The organism is Pseudomonas sp. C32 (assembly GCF_030417915.1).
In the GTDB taxonomy this organism is placed as follows: Bacteria; Pseudomonadota; Gammaproteobacteria; order Pseudomonadales; family Pseudomonadaceae; genus Aquipseudomonas.
Genome location: NZ_JAUHUK010000003.1, coordinates 132,901 through 153,464, shown reverse-complemented (window position 1 = coordinate 153,464; position 20,564 = coordinate 132,901). Strand labels below are relative to the sequence as shown.

Below are 20,564 nucleotides of genomic sequence, written 5' to 3'. Positions count from 1 at the left end.
GTGCAAGCCGAATGACGACTGCTGCGCAGCCGAGCGGGAGCAAGCTCCCTCGCCACGGAAAAACATCTGATCCCAGCCAAAATTCATTGCCATCAGGATGGGGGCTATTTCGGATAAAGCGGCGGCAACCCACTGTCACCCACCGGATCCTGAACCCGCTCGGCAATCGGGATCGCCTTGATCGCACGCCACAGCTCTTCGCCTTGCCAGTGCTGGCCGGTTTCGCTGTAGAGCGCGCCGTTCAGGCCGTCTAGGGCGTCGGACAGGGGGACGAAGCGGGCGGCCATGTCGGCCAGGGTTTCCGGCTGTTGCCGGGCCCAGGCATCGAGGGCCTGGCGGGTGGCGTGGGAGTCGTTGGCCTGGCAGGCGCGCTTGAGGTCGTCGAGCACGGTGCGCGGGCTCGGGCCGGTTTGGGCCGTGCGCAGGAGCGCCGGTTTCCAGCGACCGCGCCACCAGAGACCGAAGCCGAGCAGGGTGGTGCAGGCGAGGATCAGCGTACTGAGTTTCCAGCGCCAGAGTGTTCCGCTGTCGGCACTGGATTCGACGGGTGAGGTGCTGGCCGGTGTATCGACTACAAGGCTCGGATTGACCGCCACAAGCAGCGTGCGGGCGGGCAGGCTGCTGTGTTCCAGATGATCTTCAAAGGTGTTCCACCACACCACGTCGACGCCGGGCAGGTCAACGGCGCCGGTACGGGTCGGCACCAGGGCTTCACGGTCTTCCCGACTGCCGACCAGACCCCGTTCGGTGTTCTGGTTGCCGAGCACCGGCTGATCGGGGTAGCGGCGCAGCCCGGCGACCTCTGTGCCGGGCAAGGGCGGCAATTGCGTGCTGGCCAATCCATCGGCTTTCACGATCAGGCTGCGGGTCAGCGAGTCGCCGACCTGTGCGCGATCCGGTTCCGGATTCCAGCTTTCGCTCAGGGACAGGCTGCGCGCAGGCAGCCAAGGGGCGTCGGCCGGATAGGTGGCGGGTTTGGCCTTGACGGTCAGCAGCAACTCGGTGGAACTGACGCGCATCAGTTTGCCGGACCTCGGATCCTGAGCGCCAGAGTCGTGTTGCGCCTGTGCGGCAACGAGCGCGGCACTGAAGTTCTGGGCCGGAATAATCAGCTCACCGCTGTGTTGCGGGTAGATTGCATAGCGCTTTTCGATCACCCCGTGGCGCAGGCCGTCGATGTCTTTTTCGTAGGTGCGCGGGTCACCCAGTGATTCGATGCGCGCGTCGGGAATTTGCAGAGGCGGCAGGCTACTGTCGTCGTACAGAGACACCGAATGGTAGACGCGCAGGGTCAATATGGCCTGAGCCTGCACGTAGACGCTGCTTTGATCGAGGCTGGCGTCAATGAACACCGGCGCGCGTTTGTTCGGGTTATCGGGTGTTTCGCTCTCGATCACTTGCAGGGTGATCGGCTGGCTCTGGAGGTCGCCCAGTTGCAGTGAGGGGATGACCACGCTGCCATTTTGGCGGGGCAGCAGGGTGATGATCCAGCGCGTGGTGGCCCGATTGTCACCATTGAGGGTATTCAACTGGTTGACCTGGCGAGTGCCGCGCACGTCGAACAGCGGTTCCAGTGGTATCAGGTCAGGTTTGCCGAACTGTGTGACATCGGTGGATTCCAGGGTCAGTTCGACTGTTTCGCCTGAACTCAGGCGACTGCGATCCACACTGGCAACCAGCTCCCCAGCCTGGGCCTGTACTGCCCAAATCAGCAGGGCGAGCAATAAAGCGGTGAAGCGGGTCATCGAGTATTTTCCTGATCCTGATGTTGTTGCTGTTCGTACCAGAATTTGCGCCTGAGCAATTCGCCGGGGTCATCCGGGATCTGCCTTAGCCATTGCTCCAGTGCCTGGCGCTGCTCACCTTCAAGGCTGTCGGTGACCGGACGCAAGGGCGGCGTGGTGTGTTGCTCATCGCCCAGTTCGCTGCCCGGGACCTCATTGGAACCAGGTTTTGGCGGTGCGGTGGGCGGTGGCTCATCGCCCGGCTCGGCTGGTTTGCCCTCGGCACTGGCTTCGTCGCTGTTCGATGGCTCGATGGCGGCGCTGGGTGGTGCAGGGGGGGGATCGATATCGGGTTGGGTACTCGGGTTTTTCTCCGGTTCAGGGGCCGTCGGATCGATTTTCAGCTTGAGCAGACTTTCTACCAACGCCTTGTTGGTCAGGGCCGGGCGCAAATCCGGTTGCCGTTCCAGTGCCTGTTCATAAGCGTCGAGCGCAGCCTCCAGCTCACCGCTTCTTGCGAGGGCGTTACCCCGATTGTAGTGGGCGTGGGCGTCATCGCCTTCGGCGAAGCGTTCGGCGGCTGCGGCGTAATCACCGGCTTCATAGAGTGCCACGCCTTGCCATTGATGGTCTTCGAAATGCTGCGCAGCTTCAGCCGGCTGTTTTTTCTTGAGCAAATGCAGGCCTTGCTGATCGGGGCGCAGCCACAGGTCTTCGAAATCGAATGCATAGACGGGTTGCGGCAACGCGAACAGCAGCGGCAGGCAGAGCAGCCAGCCACGGCGACCCGCGCATGCCGCGAGCAGCAACAGCGGAAGCAGCAACCAGTAACCCTGATCCGCCCACGTGTCGAGGCGCAACGTCTGGCCATCGTTTCGCAGGGTGCGCGGACCGTCGAGCAGGCCGAGGGCGCGCAAGTCGCTATCACTCAGGCGCGCGTGGCGATAGCGTCCATCCAGGTCGTTGACAAAGGACTTCAAGCCCGGCTCGTCCAGACGTGACACCAGGATCGCGCCCTGTTCGTCCTTGAGGAAGCTGCCGTCCTCCTGAGTGATCGGCGACCCTTCGGCAGTGCCGATGCCAAGCATCAAAAACTCTGTCGATTGACCGCGCATTGCCCGGCGAATGCCTTGGCGTTCCTGTTCCGTCAGTGACGAGCCGATCAACAGGATCCGCCCGTCACCGAGGGCGCCCTGTTGCAGCAGGTTCAGGGCCTTGTCCACGGCCAGGTCGGCGCGATGGCCGGCCTCGGGCATCAGTGATGGCTTGAGCGCATCGAGCAGGTTGCGGCTGGTGGACAGGTCATCCGACAGCGGCACCAGCGTGTGCGCACTGCCGGCGTAGACGACGATCGCGGTCTGGGCGTCGCTGCGGGCCTGCAACAGGTCGAGCAGTTTGCGTCGGGCCTGTTCCAGTCGATTCGGCGTCACGTCGGTGGCGAGCATTTCCGGCGTCAGTTCAAGAATTACCACCAGTGGGTCGGCGGGTTTCTGGCTGGTCTGTTCGACGCGAGTCCAGCCCGGCCCCAACAGGGCGAGTACGGTCAACATCCACGCCAGACCCAGGGCGATCCATGGCAACTTGCTGTCGCGGCCGTCGCCGCCACTGAGCAGCGCGGCATGAAAGGCAGGCGGCAGAATCATTTGCCAGCGCCCGGCGCGCTTCTTGCGGTGCCAGAGTTGCCACAGCAGCCAGCCAAGCAGCGGCAACAACAGCAACCACCAGGGTCGGAACCAGAACGGCCACAACGCACTCATCTTCGCCTCCGAAGACGCAGGCGTTTGAGTCGTTCGCGCCAGTCAGGCAACAGTTGCGTTTGAGCGAACATTTCTTTGGTCATCAGGCGTTGCAGCGGATTGTCCGGCCAGAGCGTACGGCCCACCAGCAACAGGCTCAACCACAGTGCCAGGGTCAGCGGCCAGTGATACAACGCCTGGGCCGGGCGGGCCTGGGTCGGTTGCTGAGTCACCGGTTCCAGTTGGTCGAGGGTGTCCTTGATCGCCTGCAACTCCTTGGCATCGTGGGCACGGAAATACTGGCCGCCGGTGGCCGCAGCGATGGCCTGAAGGGCCGGTTCGTCCAGGTCCAGGCTCGGATTGACGCCGAGAAAACCGACCGTACCGCTTTGTTCCGGATCGGCGCCGATGCCGATCGGGTAGATTTTTACACCTTCTTTGGCGGCCAGTCGCGCAGCGGTGAGCGGGTCGATTTCGCCGCCATTGTTGGCGCCGTCAGTGACGAGAATCAGCACACGGCTTTGCGCCGGGCGTTGGCGCAGGCGTTTAAGGGCTAGACCGATGGCGTCGCCAATGGCGGTGTTTTTGCCAGCGATGCCGATGCGCGCTTCATCGAGCCACACGCGAACAGTGCGTCGATCGAACGTCAGCGGTGCCTGCACGTAAGCCTGACTACCGAACAGAATCAGACCGACGCGATCGCCCTCACGGTTTTCAAGGAAGTCGCCGAGCAAGTGCTGAACCAGCTCAAGCCGGCTGACTTCTTCGTCCTGCCACTTCATGTCCGGGAAGTCCATCGAGCCGGAGACGTCCACCGCCACCAGCAAATCACGGCCACTGGCGGCAATGGGTAGTGGCTCGCCGAGCCATTGCGGGCGCGCCGCGGCCACCAACAGAAACAACCAGATCAGCATGAACGGTGCCTGTTGCCGCCACGCTGGCAGATTGGCCCGGGCACGGCGCCCGGCGAGGCCTTCGAGGTCGCTGAGAAAACTGACCTTGAGTGCGGGTTCGCCGCTGTCGGCCACCGGCAACACCAGGCGCATCAGCCAAGGCAGCGGTAACAGGGCGAACATCCACGGCCAGGCGAATTCAAACATGCTTGCGAATCCATGTATCGACGGCTTGGGTCAGGCCAGCGATGGCCTTGTCGTCGAGTTTGCATTCGGGCTTGTAGGCGCCTTCCACCAGAACCATCCAGCGCGTCAGTCCCGCCGCGGGGCAGCGGTTATCGAGGAATGCCAGCCATTTACGTCCGTTGAGCGTGTGGCTCTGGCTGTAGGGGTAATGGTTGCGGCACAAACGCTTGAGCAAGCCGTTCAGTTGCTGCAACCACGCACCGGCGGGCGCGCCATCGTAGGGTTTTGGCATCAGCGCCAGTTCCGCCAGCGCGGCGAGACGCACTGGGTCGAGCGATTGTTCGGCGCGTACCACAGGCTGCTTTTTCGGAAAGAAACTCGGCAGCTTCCACACACCGAAACCTATCAGTGGCAGCAATAACAACAGCAACCACCAGCCCGGCGCCGGCGGCCAGAAACCGATCGGAGGCGGGAGAATCAGCGGTTGCAGTTGATCGAGTCCGCTCATCGTCCTTTCCCCGCATTCTGTGGGTTCAGGTACTCGCGCAGTTGCTCGACCATCTCGCTTTGGGTGCTCAAAGGCATCATCAATACGCGCAATTTCTGCGCCAGCAGTTCCCAGCGGGCGATCCGCACTTCGGCCTGGGCGCGATACGTCTGGCGCAGTTCGAAATTGAGGGTGTCGAGTTCCAGTTGCGCGCCGCGCTCGGCGAAGCGCAAAAGTCCGGCGGCGGGGAGGGCATGATCCAGCGGATCGGACAGTGGCAGCAGCAACAGGTCGCAATGTCGCGACAACAGGCTCAATTGTTGTTCGGCACTGTCTGAAAGGGCACGTTCGTCGCAGATCACGATCACCAGACTGCCCGGGCGCGAAACCTCTCGGGCGCGGCGCAGGGCAATGCCAAAGGCATCGCGGTCCGGCTCACTTTCGGTGTGCAGTGACTGGTTGACCCGCACGAGCCGGTTGAGCAGTTGCAGCAGGCTTTGTTTGCTGCGTCGGGGCTTGATCTCGTAGTGCTCGTTGTCGCCGAACACCAGCCCGCCGACCCGGTCGTTATGACCCAGCGCGGCCCAGCCGATCAGGCTCGCAGCTTGAGCGGCGAGCACGGATTTGAACATCAGCCCCGAGCCGAAAAACAGTCGGCGGCTTTGTTCGACCATGATGAAAATCGGCCGCTCGCGCTCCTCATGGAACAGCTTGGTATGTGGCTCCTGCGTCCGGGCAGTCACGCGCCAGTCGATGGTGCGCACATCGTCGCCGGCCTGATAGACCCGCACCTGATCGAAGTCCACACCGCGTCCGCGCAACTTGGAGTGGTGCAGGCCAATCAGCGGGCTGCGCTGGCTCGGTGTGGAGAACAACTGCACTTCACGCACGCGATGGCGCATCTCGATCAGCTCGGCGAGGCTGACGCGGATGCCCGGTTCGGGCGGCAGGATCGCATTCATCGGGGTCAAGCGACGGCTACGACGTCGAGAATCCGCTGGACCACCCGGTCCTGATCGATGCCGGCGGCTTCGGCTTCAAAGGAAAGAATGATGCGGTGGCGCAGTACGTCGAACAGCACGGCCTGAATGTCTTCGGGGCTGACGAAGTCACGACCGGCCAGCCAGGCATGGGCGCGGGCGCAGCGGTCCAGGGCAATGGAGCCGCGAGGGCTGGCGCCGTAGGCGATCCACTCGGCCATTTCCGGGTCGAACTTGGCCGGGGTGCGCGTGGCCATGACCAGTTGCACCAGGTATTCCTCCACGGCGTCGGCCATGTACAAACCGAGGATTTCCTTGCGTGCGGCGAAGATTGCCTGCTGACTGACCCGGCGCTCGGGTTTGGTTTCGCCGTTCAGGGCTTCGCCCCGGGCCTGCTGCAGGATGCGGCGTTCGACGGTGGCATCGGGGAAACCGATTTTGACGTGCATCAGGAAACGGTCGAGTTGGGCTTCGGGCAGCGGATAGGTGCCTTCCTGCTCGATCGGGTTCTGCGTGGCCATCACCAGAAACAGCGGTGACAACTCATACGTGCTGCGCCCGACACTGACCTGACGCTCGGCCATGGCTTCGAGCAATGCCGACTGAACCTTGGCCGGAGCACGGTTGATTTCGTCCGCCAACACCAGGTTGTGGAAAATCGGGCCTTGCTGGAACACGAAGCTGCCGGTTTCCGGACGATAGATTTCCGTGCCGGTGATGTCGGCCGGCAACAGGTCCGGAGTGAACTGGATGCGATGGAACTGGGCTTCGATGCCTTCAGCGAGTTCTTTGATGGCCTTGGTCTTGGCCAGGCCAGGGGCACCCTCGACCAGCATGTGGCCGTCGGCAAGCAGGGCGATGAGCAAGCGCTCGATGAGTTTTTCCTGGCCGAGAATCTGCGTTGAAAGAAAGGTTCGCAGCGCTAGCAGCGCCTCACGATGTTCCATCGATGACTGTTCCTGGAAAAGGGTGGCCGAGGCGTTCGAAATACGCCAAGGCTGGGGGCGTTACTTTAATCCATCGCGGGGGGCGGCGACTAACGGCATTTTGTGCAATTTGCAGGGATTTGAACCTGTTCGCGCCCTTCGCAGGGAAAAGGGATCAGCCATGCAGGTAATGCTCCTCTGTTTGAAGGTCGCTCAGCAGCAGTTTTACGGCTTTGCGTTTGACCAATTCACACCACGGACCGTCGTCAACAATGGCGCCCTCCTGCATGACGATGACTCGATCAAAGCGATGCAGATGCCGGACATCATGGGTTACACAAATCAGTCCATGCGCGGCAAATGTTTCAAACAACAAATCCCACACTGGCGTAGCGAGCTTCGGCTCGATCGATGCACTGGGTTCATCGAACAAATTGAACCGCCCTGGCCTGTTGATCACGCGCAGCAATGACAATCGTTTGCCCTCTCCACCCGATATGTTGGATGCGTTTTCGCTGATGTTGCGATGGGAAACGATATCTTCAAGGTCAAGCCGTTGTATTGCATCGCTCAGATGGGGGGAGGGAGGCATTCCGAACAATACGGAGATATCGAATTGACCCTCCAGAAACTGCGGTAATTGAGGGCAATACCTCAGCGAGTTCAAATGGGCCTCGGCGCTTAAGCGGGAGATCGGTATGTCATCAATGCTCAAGTGATTCCTCACTGAAGCATTTAACCCGGCCAGCGTCTCAAGCAATGTGGATTTACCCGCACCGCTGGGCCCGGTAATGGCTACTGACTGGCCTTGAGAGAAAGTAACGCTGCTCTCAATTGAGAGTCGGGTTGTGTCGGCGTCGCCCACCACACAAGGCTCAAGGACCAGCTTCGAGACGCGTCGGGATTGGATGTCGGTCTGGCGATTACTATCGTCAAAGTTTGGCAGTGCCAAAAGCTGCTGCATGCGTCGTTGATCCGCCAGAAACTGATCAAGTACCCGATAACCCTCCGTCAACGCAGTGATGTTCAGCAAAAAGCTTCCAGCAATGGAAAAAATGGCAACCAGTTGCCCAACGCTGATACCAGGTTCGCTTGAAAGCTGACCGAGAACCCCCCAACTGAGGAGCCCTCCCGTAGAGAGACTTACAAACAGGACTTTCGCTCCGTTCAGGAAACCGCCAGAGCTTGCCGCGATAACCGCGGCTTCGGCGTATTGGACGAAGGCCCGGTTCAGAGGCTTTGTTGCGGTGTGCTCTGCGCGTTCCAGTTTTATAGACTTGCCAATGTTGATGGTGTTGAACAAGACGCCGCTCAGCTCATCCTCTTGTTCATTGACTGCATCGATGTGCTTTCGGCGCCACCTGATGATCTGGTGAGCCACGAAGAGATAGACAATGCCAAGAGAGGTCATTGCCAGAAAAATTCCGGTGCCACCCATGTAGACAAAAGCACTGGCGACAATCAGAAACTCCACGCACAGAGGAAGGCCAACGGTCACAAAAAATGTCAGCAGTTGCTCATTTGCCGTTATCCCACGCTCAACTGACTTTATAAAGTAACCAATACGCCAAGAACTGAATTGAAGGAATTCTTTGCGCATAAGTTGGGCAATCCACTCGATGGATGCATTCATTACGGCCTGCTGTACCAACTTGGACAGGAAGAAAATTTGCAGTGGGTGAATGATTGCCTGAATACATCCGGCCAGTGTGAAGCCTGCTGTTAACAATAAGAGTGTGTTGAGTGTGGACGGATTGCTGCTGTTCAGGGTGTCGACAATTTTACCCAATAGTAATGGTGGGGCTAGCGACATTATTTTTAGTGCGAATATAGTGGTGCATGTTGAGATCAGCAATGCAGTGTATTTTTTGCAGGTTGTTCTAATAATTGTCTGCATGGGTTGCCTGAAAAACAAGTGGGTTTCGAGGTTGGCGTAGGATTCGTTGTGGGGCGACCAGGCTCCCATTTCTTATGATGTTGAAGCGTTCAAGGCCAGGAATATAAGCCTGGCAGACAATGCCGTCATCAGCGTATTGAGTGACGACTCTGTGGTAAATGGTCCTGTTGGTCGCCAATAGATTTTGTCTCAGCGCGTCTAGTTGCGAAGGAACACTTGCTACGTAAGCTCTGAGAGGGAGGTCCAGCAGTGGAAGTCTCAGGTTTTTTACGGGGTTCAGGTCGATAAGGCATCGTAATATTTTTGAATTCGCTAGAAAGTTTAGTGTTTTTCTGTCTTTGGCTTCTTGTGTGTCGTCATAAAGTGCGTCGACTTGAAATTGTTCTGTTACGGCTTTTTTTCGGAAGTGATTAATTAATAGCAGTGAGTTTGTGGTGCGGACAGTTCATCACTTCCTAAGCCGATGTAGGCCCGCTCTTGGCGGAATGTAGGATGAAAGTCGTCAATTTTCTGATTGTGTTGTTGTATCGTTTTTTTTTGTTTTTGATTCAATGGGATGGCGTGTTTAGTTTTGTACTGGGAAGGAAGCGGAATGTAGTCCGTACTTACGGACATCCGACTTTTTAGGGGGGAGTGATGAAGGGATCTCGCTGGCACCTTTGTTGGCAAGCCTGTTCCTACGGGTCTAATGCGATGCAAATCGACTGTAGGAGCTGGCTTGCCAGCGAAAGCGGTCTGTCAGGCCAGCTGGCTGATATACGTTCCAGTCCCTTTCAGAATGTTCTGCAAGGTTTCTTCCACTTCAGCCAGATCCACCATGTCAGCATCAAAGGTGATCTCCAGCACATCATCCCCATTCAACGCATCGGCATCCGCTGCCGCGATTTCGATCTTCAGCAGCGAAGGGCTAAGGGTCACTTTGACGCCATCGAGGGTCGAAGGCTCGCCATCGAGGGTAATCTCCAGCTCGTCTTCGTCCGGGTAGCGGCTCATCAGGAACATCTCGCCCTGGTCGCTGTGGCAGCAGACCATGGCCATGTTGTCTTCTTCGTCGTCGCAAGGGTTGACGATCAAGAGGGCGGTTTTCATTTTCATGGGAAATTCCTGGCTCGACGAGCGTGGTAAACGCAACAAAGGGCAATTCTGCCAGCCCGCGCACATTTCTGCTCGTTGAGCGTCAATTATCCCGATAACGGACAGCCAGTGTGTTACGGGTCATTTCTGGTACGTACGTCCCGTAAAACCGGACGGAAAACCGTCATTTTTCTGTGCGAATGCTAGTGTTGTTCCAAGCGTACGCCTTGAGCTGCGTACCGTTGACCGAATATGTCGCAGCACCGCAAGCACGGGCCTTGCCGCTCTGGTTAAGCTGCGCAACGGATGAGCACCCGTAAAGGCATTGCGCTGTTCGCAGCCCAGTCGTTTTTGCAGATGCCCATTCACGGAAGGTGAATGTGACCCGAGTGTCCCGTCCAGCTTCACCCACCTGTCACCCTGTTTCCTCTGCCCGAGAATCAGGAGCGGGGTGACGGGTAGCCCCGAACAGGGGTTTTGCACGCGACGCTTCCATCAATAACAAGCCCAAGCGGAGTACCACAGATGGCGTTCTTCACCGCAGCCAGCAAAGCCGACTTCCAGCACCAACTGCAAGCGGCACTGGCGCAGCACATCAGTGAACAGGCACTGCCACAAGTGGCGCTGTTCGCTGAACAATTCTTCGGCATCATTTCCCTGGACGAGTTGACTCAACGTCGGTTGTCCGACCTCGCTGGCTGTACTCTTTCTGCGTGGCGCCTGCTTGAGCGCTTCGATCACGCGCAACCCCAAGTGCGCGTCTACAACCCCGATTACGAACGCCACGGCTGGCAGTCGACCCACACTGCGGTCGAAGTGCTGCACCACGACCTGCCATTTTTGGTGGACTCGGTGCGCACCGAGCTGAACCGCCGCGGTTACAGCATCCACACCCTGCAAACGACCGTGCTCAGCGTGCGTCGTGGCAGCAAGGGCGAGTTGCTGGAAATCCTGCCGAAAGGCACCCAGGGCGACGACATCCTGCAAGAGTCGTTGATGTACCTGGAAATCGACCGTTGCGCCAATACCGCCGAACTCAATGTGCTGACCAAAGAGCTGGAGCAAGTGCTCGGCGAAGTCCGCGTTGCAGTGGGCGATTTTGAACCGATGAAGGCCAAGGTTCAGGACATCCTGACCAAACTGGACAACAGCCAGTTCGCCGTCGATGCCGACGAAAAGAACGAAATCAAGAGTTTCCTGGAATGGCTGGTGGGCAACCACTTCACCTTCCTCGGCTACGAAGAATTTGTGGTCAACGACGAGGCCGATGGCGGCCACATCGTCTACGACAAGGACTCCTTCCTCGGCCTGACCAAACTGCTGCGCGCCGGCCTGACCTACGATGACCTGCGCATCGAAGACTACGCCGTGAACTACCTGCGCGAACCGACCCTGCTGTCGTTCGCCAAGGCCGCACACCCAAGCCGTGTACACCGTCCGGCTTACCCCGATTACGTGTCGATCCGTGAAATCGACGCCGATGGCAAGGTCATCAAGGAATGTCGTTTCATGGGCCTGTACACCTCGTCGGTGTATGGCGAGAGCGTGCGGGTCATCCCGTTCATCCGCCGCAAGGTCGAGGAAATCGAACACCGTTCGGGCTTCCAGTCCAAGGCTCACCTGGGCAAGGAATTGGCGCAGGTGCTCGAAGTGCTGCCGCGCGATGACCTGTTCCAGACCCCGGTCGACGAGCTGTTCAGCACCGTGATGTCGATCGTGCAGATCCAGGAACGCAACAAGATCCGCGTGTTCCTGCGCAAAGACCCGTACGGCCGTTTCTGCTACTGCCTGGCCTACGTGCCGCGTGACATCTATTCCACCGAAGTGCGCCAGAAGATCCAGCAAGTGCTGATGGATCGCCTGAAAGCTTCGGACTGCGAGTTCTGGACCTTCTTCTCCGAGTCCGTGCTGGCCCGCGTGCAGTTGATCCTGCGTGTTGATCCGAAAAACCGCCTGGATATCGACCCGCTGCTGCTGGAAAAAGAAGTGGTTCAGGCCTGCCGCAGCTGGCAGGACGACTACGCCGCACTGACCGTCGAAAGTTTCGGCGAAGCCCACGGCACCAACGTGCTGGCCGACTTCCCGAAAGGCTTCCCGGCCGGTTATCGCGAGCGTTTCGCAGCGCATTCGGCTGTGGTCGACATGCAGCATCTGCTGAGCCTCAACGAAAAAAATCCGTTGGTGATGAGCTTCTATCAGCCGCTGGGCCAGGTGTCCGGTCAGCGCATGCTGCATTGCAAGCTGTATCACGCCGACACCCCGCTGGCGCTGTCTGACGTACTGCCGATCCTGGAAAACCTCGGTCTGCGCGTGTTGGGTGAATTCCCGTATCGCCTGCGCCACAACAGTGGCCGCGAGTTCTGGATTCACGATTTCGCGTTCACTGCTGCCGAAGGCCTGGAACTCGACATCCAGCAACTCAATGACACGCTGCAGGACGCCTTCGTCCACATCGTGCGCGGCGATGCCGAAAACGATGCGTTCAACCGCCTGGTGTTGACCGCCGGCCTGCCATGGCGTGACGTTGCACTGCTGCGTGCTTACGCCCGCTACATGAAGCAGATTCGTCTGGGCTTCGACCTGGGTTACATCGCCAGCACCCTGAACAACCACACCGACATCGCTCGCGAGCTGACCCGGTTGTTCAAGACCCGTTTCTACCTGGCGCGCAAGCTGAGCAGCGACGACCTCGAACAACGTCTGGAACACGCCATTCTGGCCGCGCTGGACGACGTCCAGGTGTTGAACGAAGACCGTATCCTGCGTCGCTACCTTGATCTGATCAAAGCGACCCTGCGTACCAACTTCTACCAGACCGATGCCAACGGCCATAACAAGTCGTACTTCAGCTTCAAGTTCAACCCGCACTTGATTCCTGAGTTGCCGAAGCCGGTTCCGAAGTTCGAAATCTTCGTTTACTCGCCGCGCGTCGAAGGCGTGCACCTGCGCTTCGGCAACGTCGCTCGGGGTGGTCTGCGCTGGTCCGACCGTGAAGAGGACTTCCGTACCGAAGTCCTGGGCCTGGTAAAAGCCCAGCAAGTGAAGAACTCGGTCATCGTGCCGGTGGGTGCGAAGGGCGGCTTCCTGCCGCGTCGCCTGCCACTGGGCGGCAGCCGTGACGAGATCGCGGCCGAGGGCATTGCCTGCTACCGCATCTTCATTTCCGGTCTGTTGGACATCACCGACAACCTGAAGGACGGCGCACTGGTTCCGCCGGCCAACGTCGTGCGTCATGACGACGATGACCCGTACCTGGTAGTGGCCGCGGACAAAGGCACTGCAACCTTCTCCGACATCGCCAACGGCATCGCCATCGACTACGGCTTCTGGCTGGGCGACGCGTTTGCGTCCGGTGGTTCGGCCGGTTACGACCACAAGAAAATGGGCATCACCGCCAAAGGCGCGTGGGTTGGCGTTCAGCGCCACTTCCGCGAGCGCGGCATCAACGTCCAGGAAGACAGCATCACTGTCGTCGGCGTCGGCGACATGGCCGGTGACGTGTTCGGTAACGGCCTGTTGATGTCCGACAAGCTGAAACTGGTCGCAGCGTTCAACCACCTGCACATCTTCATCGATCCGAACCCTGAGCCGGCGTCGAGTTTCGCCGAACGTCAGCGCCTGTTCGACCTGCCACGTTCGTCGTGGTCGGATTACGACACCAGCCTCATGTCCGAAGGTGGCGGCATCTTCTCCCGTAGCGCGAAGAGCATTGCGATTTCCCCGCAGATGCAAGAGCGCTTCGACATCAAGGCCGACAAACTGACCCCGACCGAACTGCTCAATGCCTTGCTCAAGGCACCCGTGGATCTGTTGTGGAACGGCGGTATCGGTACTTACGTCAAGGCCAGCACCGAAAGCCACGCCGATGTCGGCGACAAGGCCAACGATGCACTGCGCGTGAACGGCAACGAACTGCGCTGCAAAGTCGTGGGCGAGGGCGGTAACCTCGGCATGACCCAACTGGGTCGTGTGGAATTCGGTCTCAATGGCGGCGGTTCCAACACCGACTTCATCGACAACGCCGGTGGCGTGGACTGCTCCGACCACGAAGTGAACATCAAGATCCTGCTGAACGAAGTGGTTCAGGCTGGCGACATGACCGACAAGCAACGTAATGAGTTGCTGGCGAGCATGACCGACGAAGTCGGTGGTCTGGTGCTGGGCAACAACTACAAGCAGACTCAGGCCCTGTCGTTGGCAGCCCGCCGCGCATTGCCGCGGATTGCCGAATACAAGCGTCTGATGAACGATCTGGAAGGCCGCGGCAAGCTGGATCGCGCCATCGAGTTCCTGCCGGCTGAAGAGGCCATCAACGAACGCATCGCTGAAGGCCATGGCCTGACCCGTGCCGAGTTGTCGGTGTTGATCTCCTACAGCAAGATCGACCTCAAGGAGCAGTTGCTGGGCTCCCTGGTGCCGGACGACGACTACCTGACCCGCGACATGGAAACCGCTTTCCCGCCGACGCTGGTGAGCAAGTTCTCCGCGGCCATGCGCCGTCACCGTCTGAAGCGCGAAATCGTCAGCACCCAGATCGCCAACGACCTGGTCAACCACATGGGCATCACCTTCGTTCAGCGACTCAAAGAGTCGACCGGCATGAGCCCGGCGAACGTGGCTGGCGCTTATGTAATCGTGCGTGACATTTTCCATCTCCCGCACTGGTTCCGTCAGATCGAAGCCCTGGACTACCAGGTCTCCGCCGACGTGCAACTGGAGCTGATGGACGAGCTGATGCGTCTGGGCCGTCGCGCCACGCGCTGGTTCCTGCGCACCCGTCGCAACGAGCAGAACGCTGCCCGTGACGTCGCGCACTTCGGTCCGCATCTGGCAGCGCTGGGCCTCAAGCTCGACGAACTGCTGGAAGGCCCGACCCGCGAAGGCTGGCAGACCCGTTACCAGGCTTACGTCGCGGCTGGCGTGCCTGAGTTGCTGGCGCGCATGGTTGCAGGTACGACTCACCTGTACACCTTGCTGCCAATCATCGAGGCTTCCGACGTGACCGGCCAGAACGCCGCCGACGTAGCGAAGGCTTACTTCGCCGTGGGCAGCGCGCTGGACATCACTTGGTACCTGCAACAGATCAGCGCTCTGCCGGTTGAAAACAACTGGCAGGCCCTGGCCCGTGAAGCGTTCCGTGATGACGTCGACTGGCAGCAACGTGCGATCACCATCTCGGTCCTGCAACAGGGCGACGGCACCCAGGACGTGGAAGCACGCCTGGCGCTGTGGATGGAGCAGCATGCGAGCATGATCGAGCGCTGGCGTACCATGCTGGTGGAAATCCGTGCCGCCAGCGGCACCGATTACGCCATGTACGCGGTCGCCAACCGCGAACTGCTGGACCTGGCGTTGAGCGGGCAGGCGGTTGTACCTGCCGCTGTCGCTGCTGAGCTGGAACCGGCGGCCTGATCAGGCGCTGAATGAAAAAACCCGCATCGAGAGATGCGGGTTTTTTTTGCCTGCAGGTTTTGTGGTGTTTGATCGGGCCTCATCGCGAGCAGGCTCGCTCCTACAGGGGGGCGGGGGCGGTCATCAGTTTTCCAGTGGGATCAGCACTTTTTCGTCCGGCGCCAATACCATGAACACCAGCAACCTGGCGGGTTGGGTCGCGCTGGCGTTTTTCAGCAATTCGTCTTGCAGCACCGTGACCTTTTCCGAAGGCTCATGGGCAAACACCGAGGCAGAAACCATCAGGGCCAGGGCGGCAAGAGGGGCAGCACAAAAGAGGACAACGTTCATGGTTCATCACCTGCGAGGGTTGGTCGTTGCAAACCACAGTAGTGCGCAAGCGGTAGCCGTTAAACAGCCAATATTCGGGAAGGAGAGGGGACCAATGGTAGGGCTAAGGGGATCAACTGTGGCGAGGGAGCTTGCTCCCGCTGGGCTGCGCAGCGGCCCCAAGTCCAGCAGATGCGCAGGGTCAGGCACGCGGTTGCTTGATTTGCGTCTGCTGCGCAGACGAACGGGAGCAAGCTCCCTCGCCACAGGTGTTTTTTTTAAACGATCGGAAAACTATTGAAGTCCACGGCATTGGCCAACTGGCTGTCGATCAGACTGATAAAACCCTGCACTTCAGGGCGATCGAAGTGCGCATGCATGGCTTCTTCCGACTGCCAGCGGGCGCTGACGGTCCAGCGGTTGGTGTCCTCGGGGCAGCGGTCGACCATATAAGAATCACAGCCCGGCAGTTCACGCAGGGTGTCGACAATCTTTTGCAGTTGCTTACCCAGTTCGTCCGAGCGGCCGGCGGCGGCTTGCACCTGTACGGTATTGATCACTTCATGGGCCATTGTTCTCACTCCTGAATCAGGCCGGACGAATCCTGCTCATTGAGGGATAACGCCTATCCAGAATAGGCCCGCACCTGGGGGCCGCCAATAGCCAATCGCCGGATAAAGCCGCAGGCGAATCGTTCAGGCCACCTGCTGCAGGATGTCGCGCAGACGGTCCAGGGCAATGTCGATATCAAGGGTTTCGATGGCGCCAAACCCGAAGAAAAGCCCGGCCCGTGGTGCTTCTTGATAGAAAAAGCTGTCGATGGAGTACAGGCTGACTTCGACTTTTTTCGCCAGTTCGATCACCAAGGGAATATCCATCGGCACTTTGCACATCACCACCATGTGGAAACCCGCCGTGCTCGGCACCGCCTCAAGCCAGGGCGAGAGGTCGCCAGCCATGCGCGTCAGGATGCGGTCGCGGCGACCGGCATAGATCGTATGGCAGCGTCGAATGTGTTTGAGCAGGCAACCCTCGGCGATGAACTTGGCCAAAGCCCATTGCGGCAGGGTGGACGTGTGCAAATCGGTGAGCTGTTTGGCCCGCACCACGGCTTCGAGGATGGCCGGCGGCAGGATCGTGTAGCCCAGCCGCAGTTCTGGCAGCAGGGTTTTGGAGAACGTGCCGACGTACGCAACGATCCCGCATTCATCCATGCTTTGCAGCGAGTCGGTGGGCCGTCCTTCATAACGGAATTCGCTGTCGTAATCGTCTTCGATAATGATCGCGCCCAGTTCCTGAGCCTTGGCGAGCAACGCTACCCGACGCGCCTGGCTCATGGGCATGCCGAGCGGAAACTGGTGGGACGGGGTGACATAGATCAGCCGAGTGCCGAGGGGGATTTTGTCGACCACAATGCCTTGGGCATCCACCGGAACGCCGATCACCGTGGCGCCATGGGTGCCGAACAACAGGCGTGCCGGCGGATAACCGGGGTCTTCCATGGCGACGATGCTGCCCGGACGGATCAACACCCGGGCAATCAGGTCCAGCGCTTGCTGCGCGCCGTTGCACACCACCACGTCTTCCTCCTGGCAAATGACCCCGCGAGAGAACGCGATGTGCCGTGCGATGGCGTTGCGCAGCGCCGGCAAGCCTTCGGGCAGGCTGTAATAGCCTTTTGACGCCGCAATCTGGCGCAATGCATGGGCGGTGCAGCGTCGCCAGTCATCGTGGGGAAACTGCCCCTTGGTGGTGGCGCCGCCAATGAAGTCGTAACGCAGCGAGCCCTCCAGCGTCGGGTGGCGCAAAAACACCGGCAGGTTGCGCCAGGATTCGATCACCTCACAACCGGCCAGCTCCGAGTGACTCTGCTTGTGCTGCACTTTCGACGTCCGTGCGTTGACGTAGGTGCCTTTGCCCACCACGCCGGTGAGGAAATTTTCGTAGGTCAGTTGTGCGTAGGTGTCGGAAATGGTCTTGCGCGAAATGCCCAGTTGTTCGGCCAACAGGCGACTGGGCGGCAGTTGCGCCCCGGCTGCCAGGCGACCGGTCTCGATGGCGCTGCGCAGTTGGTTGTACAACTGGCCGGCGAGGTCTTTGCGGCCATTGATGACAACATGTAGTTCCATACCGCCAAGCTCCGGAGCAATTGAGGCGCGTGTGCGTCGCACCAGATTACCCTCATCCGTGTGTTGTCCAGAAGTTGCGTCGCGTAATGGCCTGATTGCCGGTCTGAAAGCTGAGCCCAATCAAACCTGTGGGAGCAAGCTCGCCCCCAGATTTTTATAATCGCCACAACATTAGATAGCGGTATAGAGTGAACAGCCATGTCTGTATCAAGGATTGAATCACTCATGCCCACCACCGATCCCGTCATCACCCTCGAACGCTTCAGCGAATCGCACATCGAGGGTATTACCGCGCTTTACAACGATCCGTTGATAGGTCGTCAAACCCTGCAAATGCCGTTTCAATCCACCGAACTCTGGCGTAAACGCCTGGCTCAGGATGACGAGCGGTTGGTGAAAGTCGTGGCCCTGCATCAAGGGACCGTGATCGGCAACATCGGCCTGGAACAGTATTCGCGCAGTCGTCGTAGCCATGCCGGCAGTTTCGGTATGGGCGTCGCCGTCGCGTGGCAGGGCAAGGGTGTCGGTTCGAAGTTGCTGGCGGCGGCGCTGGATATCGCTGACAACTGGATGAACCTGCACCGGGTCGAGCTTTCGGTGTATGCGGACAATGAAGCGGCCATCGCGCTGTATCGAAAGTTTGGCTTCGAAACTGAAGGCCTGTTTCGTGACTACGCCGTGCGCGATGGCGTGCTGGTGGACACCTTGAGCATGGCACGCCTGCGTCACAAGCCACAGGCGGTTTGAGTCAAACGTCTGATGCGAGCGTTACCTTGGGCATTCCGCCGGAGGTGCCGCTCACGCGTTTAGTCGTACGCGTGCGGCGCGCATCTGCCATGCTCAACCTCCGTAGCACCGCTCCAATCAAAGGAACACCGCAATGGACGATGTACAGCAACTGGGTGAAATGCTGCGCCACTACGCAGAAAGTGAAGCGCATAAAAAGCAATTGTTCGAGTCTCAGTCAGCGGTTTGGGCGGCGCGCATCAGCGAGCTGTTCGATCAGATCGAGCAATGGCTGGCGCCGGTGCAGGCGCCGAGTCTGCTGGAGGTGAAACGCGACGCGTATGTCGCCTCGGGCCCCAGCATTCCGGTTGAGACATCGACCTTCAAGACCGAGAAACTGTCCATCGTGATTACCGGTAAACCGGTGGAATTTGTTCCGGAAGTGATGGGCACGGGCGGCCAGGTTGCTTTGGGGATCGCGGGCTTGACGGCTGCGCGCCTTGGCAGCGTTTCACTGGTTTGCCAACCACCGGCCAATAGTTGGCAATGGCGCAAGACCAATGGTTTGAAAGATCCGGATGTCTTCGAGTTCGATGCGAATTTTCTGGCGCAGCAGTTGCAAGGCTTGATTCCCCGCAACCGCATTTGACTGTTCCAGAGATGAGCGCTGCGCCCGCTTCTACAGGTAGCGGGCCCCGGCTCACTTCAACGCCGGATCACCCATGTTCATTTTCTTCCAGCCTTGCAACAGCAGCTGGGCTTTCGGTTCCTGGCCGTTGTCGAGGTAGTACTGGATCAGCGACAACCGCGCATTGCGGTTGGCCCAGCGTCCAAACAGCAAACCGCCCAACGCCAACCCGGCAAAAAATGCACTGATCCCCGTGGTGATGGCGTACACCTCGACGCCCACCACCAACGACAACTGCTTGATCCACAGCACCTGGTACACCAGCGCCGCAGCACCGGAGACGAACAGCAGCAGGGCGGGCATCAGCAGCGCAGGGGAGACGACATCAGGGGCAGGTATGGCCGACGACTTGCTGGCGACACGTGAGGGCATGGATTTGTTGCCTTGTGCCAATTTCGACGTAAACACAAACCTTGTAGGAGCTGGCTTGCCAGCGAAAGCGGTGGTTCAGTCAGTATCTATATCGACTGTAAAGACGACTTCGCTGGCAAGCCAGCTCCTACAGGGGTTGTGTTCGCATTTCATAAGTGAGTCCGCTCGCCGGTGTCTTCGATCTTGCCGTTGGCGAAGCTGTGGATCACGCCGCGCGGAGTGTTGGCCTTGGGCCAGTACGGACGCTCGGGTCTCGATCACCGAGGACCTGAAAAACTCGGCCAGCAAAATCGACTGCACCTTTCCGGGCAATGGATCGGGTGGCTGGCATTGTTGCCGGCCCTGTTGGCATTGCTCTGGTTTACCCGCCCGCTCGTAAATCGCGCCTGCCTGGCCTGGCAAGCGCGACTCAGCGCCCGGCACGCTGCCTGGCTGGAATCGGCCGACTCAGCCCGCGCCTGCAAACGTTCCTGTGCGCCTGTTACGGCCGCGAGCCGGCCAGTGATCAAGCGTTGCTTCAACTCAAGCAATCCTTGTCTACGCTGCATAGTCAGGCTGAACGCAACAAAGAATCAGTTCTTCTTCGCCTGTTCCCAAACCCGCTCTTCCTGCTCCCTCAGTTCCGGCGTGAATTCAGCGCCAAAATCTTCGGCTTCAAACACCTGGCGAATTTCAATCTCGGCCTCGGTGCCCGGCATTGGGTTGGGGCAACGCTTGACCCATTCGATGGCTTCTTCTTTTGACTTCACCTTCCACAACCAGAAACCGGCGATCAATTCCTTGGTTTCAATGAACGGTCCGTCGATCACTGCGCGATTTTCGTCCGAGAACTTCACACGGGCACCTTTACTGCTCGGGTGCAGGCCCTCGCCCGCGAGCATGATGCCGGCCTTGACCAGTTCTTCGTTGTAGTTGCCCATGGCGGTCAGGAGTTCCTGGCTGGGCATCACGCCGGCTTCGGAATCGGGGCTGGCTTTGATGATGATCATGAATCGCATGGTGGTGTCTCCGCTGGATTTTTGAAG

16 protein-coding genes are annotated in these 20,564 nt (G+C 59.3%); 3 read left to right on the top strand and 13 right to left on the bottom strand.

The window, feature by feature from the left end:
* Window positions 1–104 precede the first annotated feature (104 nt).
* The 8 genes from QYH43_RS04550 to QYH43_RS04515 all read right to left on the bottom strand — a co-directional run bounded on the left by QYH43_RS04550 (window position 105) and on the right by QYH43_RS04515 (window position 9,924).
* Complete coding sequence (locus QYH43_RS04550) at window positions 105–1,745, bottom strand: BatD family protein (protein WP_095059877.1); 1,641 nt, start codon at window positions 1,743–1,745, stop codon at window positions 105–107.
* Entirely contained in the window at window positions 1,742–3,481 is a 1,740-nt protein-coding gene (locus QYH43_RS04545; RefSeq protein ID WP_301156513.1) for a tetratricopeptide repeat protein, read from the bottom strand. The genes QYH43_RS04550 and QYH43_RS04545 overlap by 4 nt, the downstream gene beginning before the upstream one ends.
* The gene (locus tag QYH43_RS04540) at window positions 3,478–4,560 is read right to left on the bottom strand and encodes a VWA domain-containing protein (RefSeq protein WP_301156512.1); all 1,083 of its coding nucleotides are present in this window, start codon (window positions 4,558–4,560) and stop codon (window positions 3,478–3,480) included. The genes QYH43_RS04545 and QYH43_RS04540 overlap by 4 nt, the downstream gene beginning before the upstream one ends.
* On the bottom strand, window positions 4,553–5,047 hold the full coding sequence (locus QYH43_RS04535) for a DUF4381 domain-containing protein (RefSeq protein WP_095059874.1): 495 nt from the start codon (window positions 5,045–5,047) through the stop codon (window positions 4,553–4,555). Before QYH43_RS04535 ends, QYH43_RS04540 begins: the two co-directional genes overlap by 8 nt.
* On the bottom strand, window positions 5,044–5,988 hold the full coding sequence (locus QYH43_RS04530) for a DUF58 domain-containing protein (protein ID WP_095059873.1): 945 nt from the start codon (window positions 5,986–5,988) through the stop codon (window positions 5,044–5,046). Before QYH43_RS04530 ends, QYH43_RS04535 begins: the two co-directional genes overlap by 4 nt.
* Before the next feature lie 5 nt (window positions 5,989–5,993).
* On the bottom strand, window positions 5,994–6,953 hold the full coding sequence (locus tag QYH43_RS04525) for a MoxR family ATPase (protein ID WP_053158878.1): 960 nt from the start codon (window positions 6,951–6,953) through the stop codon (window positions 5,994–5,996).
* Between the two features lie 154 nt (window positions 6,954–7,107).
* Window positions 7,108–8,829, bottom strand: a complete 1,722-nt coding sequence (locus QYH43_RS04520) for an ATP-binding cassette domain-containing protein (RefSeq protein WP_095059936.1) — start codon at window positions 8,827–8,829, stop codon at window positions 7,108–7,110.
* A gap of 738 nt (window positions 8,830–9,567) precedes the next feature.
* Window positions 9,568–9,924 carry a hypothetical protein gene (locus tag QYH43_RS04515; protein ID WP_301156511.1) on the bottom strand — a complete coding sequence of 119 codons (357 nt, stop codon included), beginning with the start codon at window positions 9,922–9,924 and terminating at the stop codon, window positions 9,568–9,570.
* A gap of 504 nt (window positions 9,925–10,428) precedes the next feature.
* On the opposite strand from QYH43_RS04515, the gene QYH43_RS04510 reads away from it, so the two are divergent.
* On the top strand, window positions 10,429–15,315 hold the full coding sequence (locus QYH43_RS04510) for an NAD-glutamate dehydrogenase (protein ID WP_095059871.1): 4,887 nt from the start codon (window positions 10,429–10,431) through the stop codon (window positions 15,313–15,315).
* A gap of 123 nt (window positions 15,316–15,438) precedes the next feature.
* Here the strand turns inward: QYH43_RS04510 and QYH43_RS04505 are convergent, their stop codons facing one another.
* The 3 genes from QYH43_RS04505 to QYH43_RS04495 form a co-directional block, all read right to left on the bottom strand.
* A complete protein-coding gene (locus QYH43_RS04505; RefSeq protein WP_301156510.1) occupies window positions 15,439–15,645 on the bottom strand; it encodes a hypothetical protein in 207 nt (68 codons plus the stop codon).
* A 257-nt stretch (window positions 15,646–15,902) separates the two neighbouring features.
* Window positions 15,903–16,196, bottom strand: a complete 294-nt coding sequence (locus QYH43_RS04500; RefSeq protein ID WP_095060154.1) for a putative quinol monooxygenase — start codon at window positions 16,194–16,196, stop codon at window positions 15,903–15,905.
* Between the two features lie 123 nt (window positions 16,197–16,319).
* Window positions 16,320–17,753: a PLP-dependent aminotransferase family protein gene (locus tag QYH43_RS04495; protein WP_301156509.1), complete on the bottom strand. Its 1,434-nt coding sequence runs from the start codon at window positions 17,751–17,753 to the stop codon at window positions 16,320–16,322.
* 225 nt (window positions 17,754–17,978) lie between these two features.
* On the opposite strand from QYH43_RS04495, the gene QYH43_RS04490 reads away from it, so the two are divergent.
* The gene (locus QYH43_RS04490) at window positions 17,979–18,500 is read left to right on the top strand and encodes a GNAT family N-acetyltransferase (protein WP_301156508.1); all 522 of its coding nucleotides are present in this window, start codon (window positions 17,979–17,981) and stop codon (window positions 18,498–18,500) included.
* Between the two features lie 133 nt (window positions 18,501–18,633).
* Window positions 18,634–19,128: a hypothetical protein gene (locus QYH43_RS04485; RefSeq protein ID WP_095060148.1), complete on the top strand. Its 495-nt coding sequence runs from the start codon at window positions 18,634–18,636 to the stop codon at window positions 19,126–19,128.
* Between the two features lie 51 nt (window positions 19,129–19,179).
* On the opposite strand, the gene QYH43_RS04480 is transcribed toward QYH43_RS04485, so the two are convergent.
* Both QYH43_RS04480 and QYH43_RS04470 read right to left on the bottom strand, forming a co-directional pair.
* The gene (locus QYH43_RS04480) at window positions 19,180–19,539 is read right to left on the bottom strand and encodes a hypothetical protein (protein ID WP_301156507.1); all 360 of its coding nucleotides are present in this window, start codon (window positions 19,537–19,539) and stop codon (window positions 19,180–19,182) included.
* Window positions 19,540–20,111: 572 nt separating this feature from the next.
* Window positions 20,112–20,537 (bottom strand): YciI family protein, encoded by a 426-nt coding sequence (locus QYH43_RS04470; protein WP_301156506.1) that lies wholly within the window; start codon window positions 20,535–20,537, stop codon window positions 20,112–20,114.
* Window positions 20,538–20,564 lie beyond the last annotated feature (27 nt).

Coding starts and splice junctions, on each gene's coding strand:
- QYH43_RS04550 (WP_095059877.1), bottom strand. CDS start 1,745: ATGACCCGCTTCACCGCTTTATTGCTCGCCCTGCTGATTTGGGCAGTA.
- QYH43_RS04545 (WP_301156513.1), bottom strand. CDS start 3,481: ATGAGTGCGTTGTGGCCGTTCTGGTTCCGACCCTGGTGGTTGCTGTTG.
- QYH43_RS04540 (WP_301156512.1), bottom strand. CDS start 4,560: ATGTTTGAATTCGCCTGGCCGTGGATGTTCGCCCTGTTACCGCTGCCT.
- QYH43_RS04535 (WP_095059874.1), bottom strand. CDS start 5,047: ATGAGCGGACTCGATCAACTGCAACCGCTGATTCTCCCGCCTCCGATC.
- QYH43_RS04530 (WP_095059873.1), bottom strand. CDS start 5,988: ATGAATGCGATCCTGCCGCCCGAACCGGGCATCCGCGTCAGCCTCGCC.
- QYH43_RS04525 (WP_053158878.1), bottom strand. CDS start 6,953: ATGGAACATCGTGAGGCGCTGCTAGCGCTGCGAACCTTTCTTTCAACG.
- QYH43_RS04520 (WP_095059936.1), bottom strand. CDS start 8,829: ATGCAGACAATTATTAGAACAACCTGCAAAAAATACACTGCATTGCTG.
- QYH43_RS04515 (WP_301156511.1), bottom strand. CDS start 9,924: ATGAAAATGAAAACCGCCCTCTTGATCGTCAACCCTTGCGACGACGAA.
- QYH43_RS04510 (WP_095059871.1), top strand. CDS start 10,429: ATGGCGTTCTTCACCGCAGCCAGCAAAGCCGACTTCCAGCACCAACTG.
- QYH43_RS04505 (WP_301156510.1), bottom strand. CDS start 15,645: ATGAACGTTGTCCTCTTTTGTGCTGCCCCTCTTGCCGCCCTGGCCCTG.
- QYH43_RS04500 (WP_095060154.1), bottom strand. CDS start 16,196: ATGGCCCATGAAGTGATCAATACCGTACAGGTGCAAGCCGCCGCCGGC.
- QYH43_RS04495 (WP_301156509.1), bottom strand. CDS start 17,753: ATGGAACTACATGTTGTCATCAATGGCCGCAAAGACCTCGCCGGCCAG.
- QYH43_RS04490 (WP_301156508.1), top strand. CDS start 17,979: ATGCCCACCACCGATCCCGTCATCACCCTCGAACGCTTCAGCGAATCG.
- QYH43_RS04485 (WP_095060148.1), top strand. CDS start 18,634: ATGGACGATGTACAGCAACTGGGTGAAATGCTGCGCCACTACGCAGAA.
- QYH43_RS04480 (WP_301156507.1), bottom strand. CDS start 19,539: ATGCCCTCACGTGTCGCCAGCAAGTCGTCGGCCATACCTGCCCCTGAT.
- QYH43_RS04470 (WP_301156506.1), bottom strand. CDS start 20,537: ATGCGATTCATGATCATCATCAAAGCCAGCCCCGATTCCGAAGCCGGC.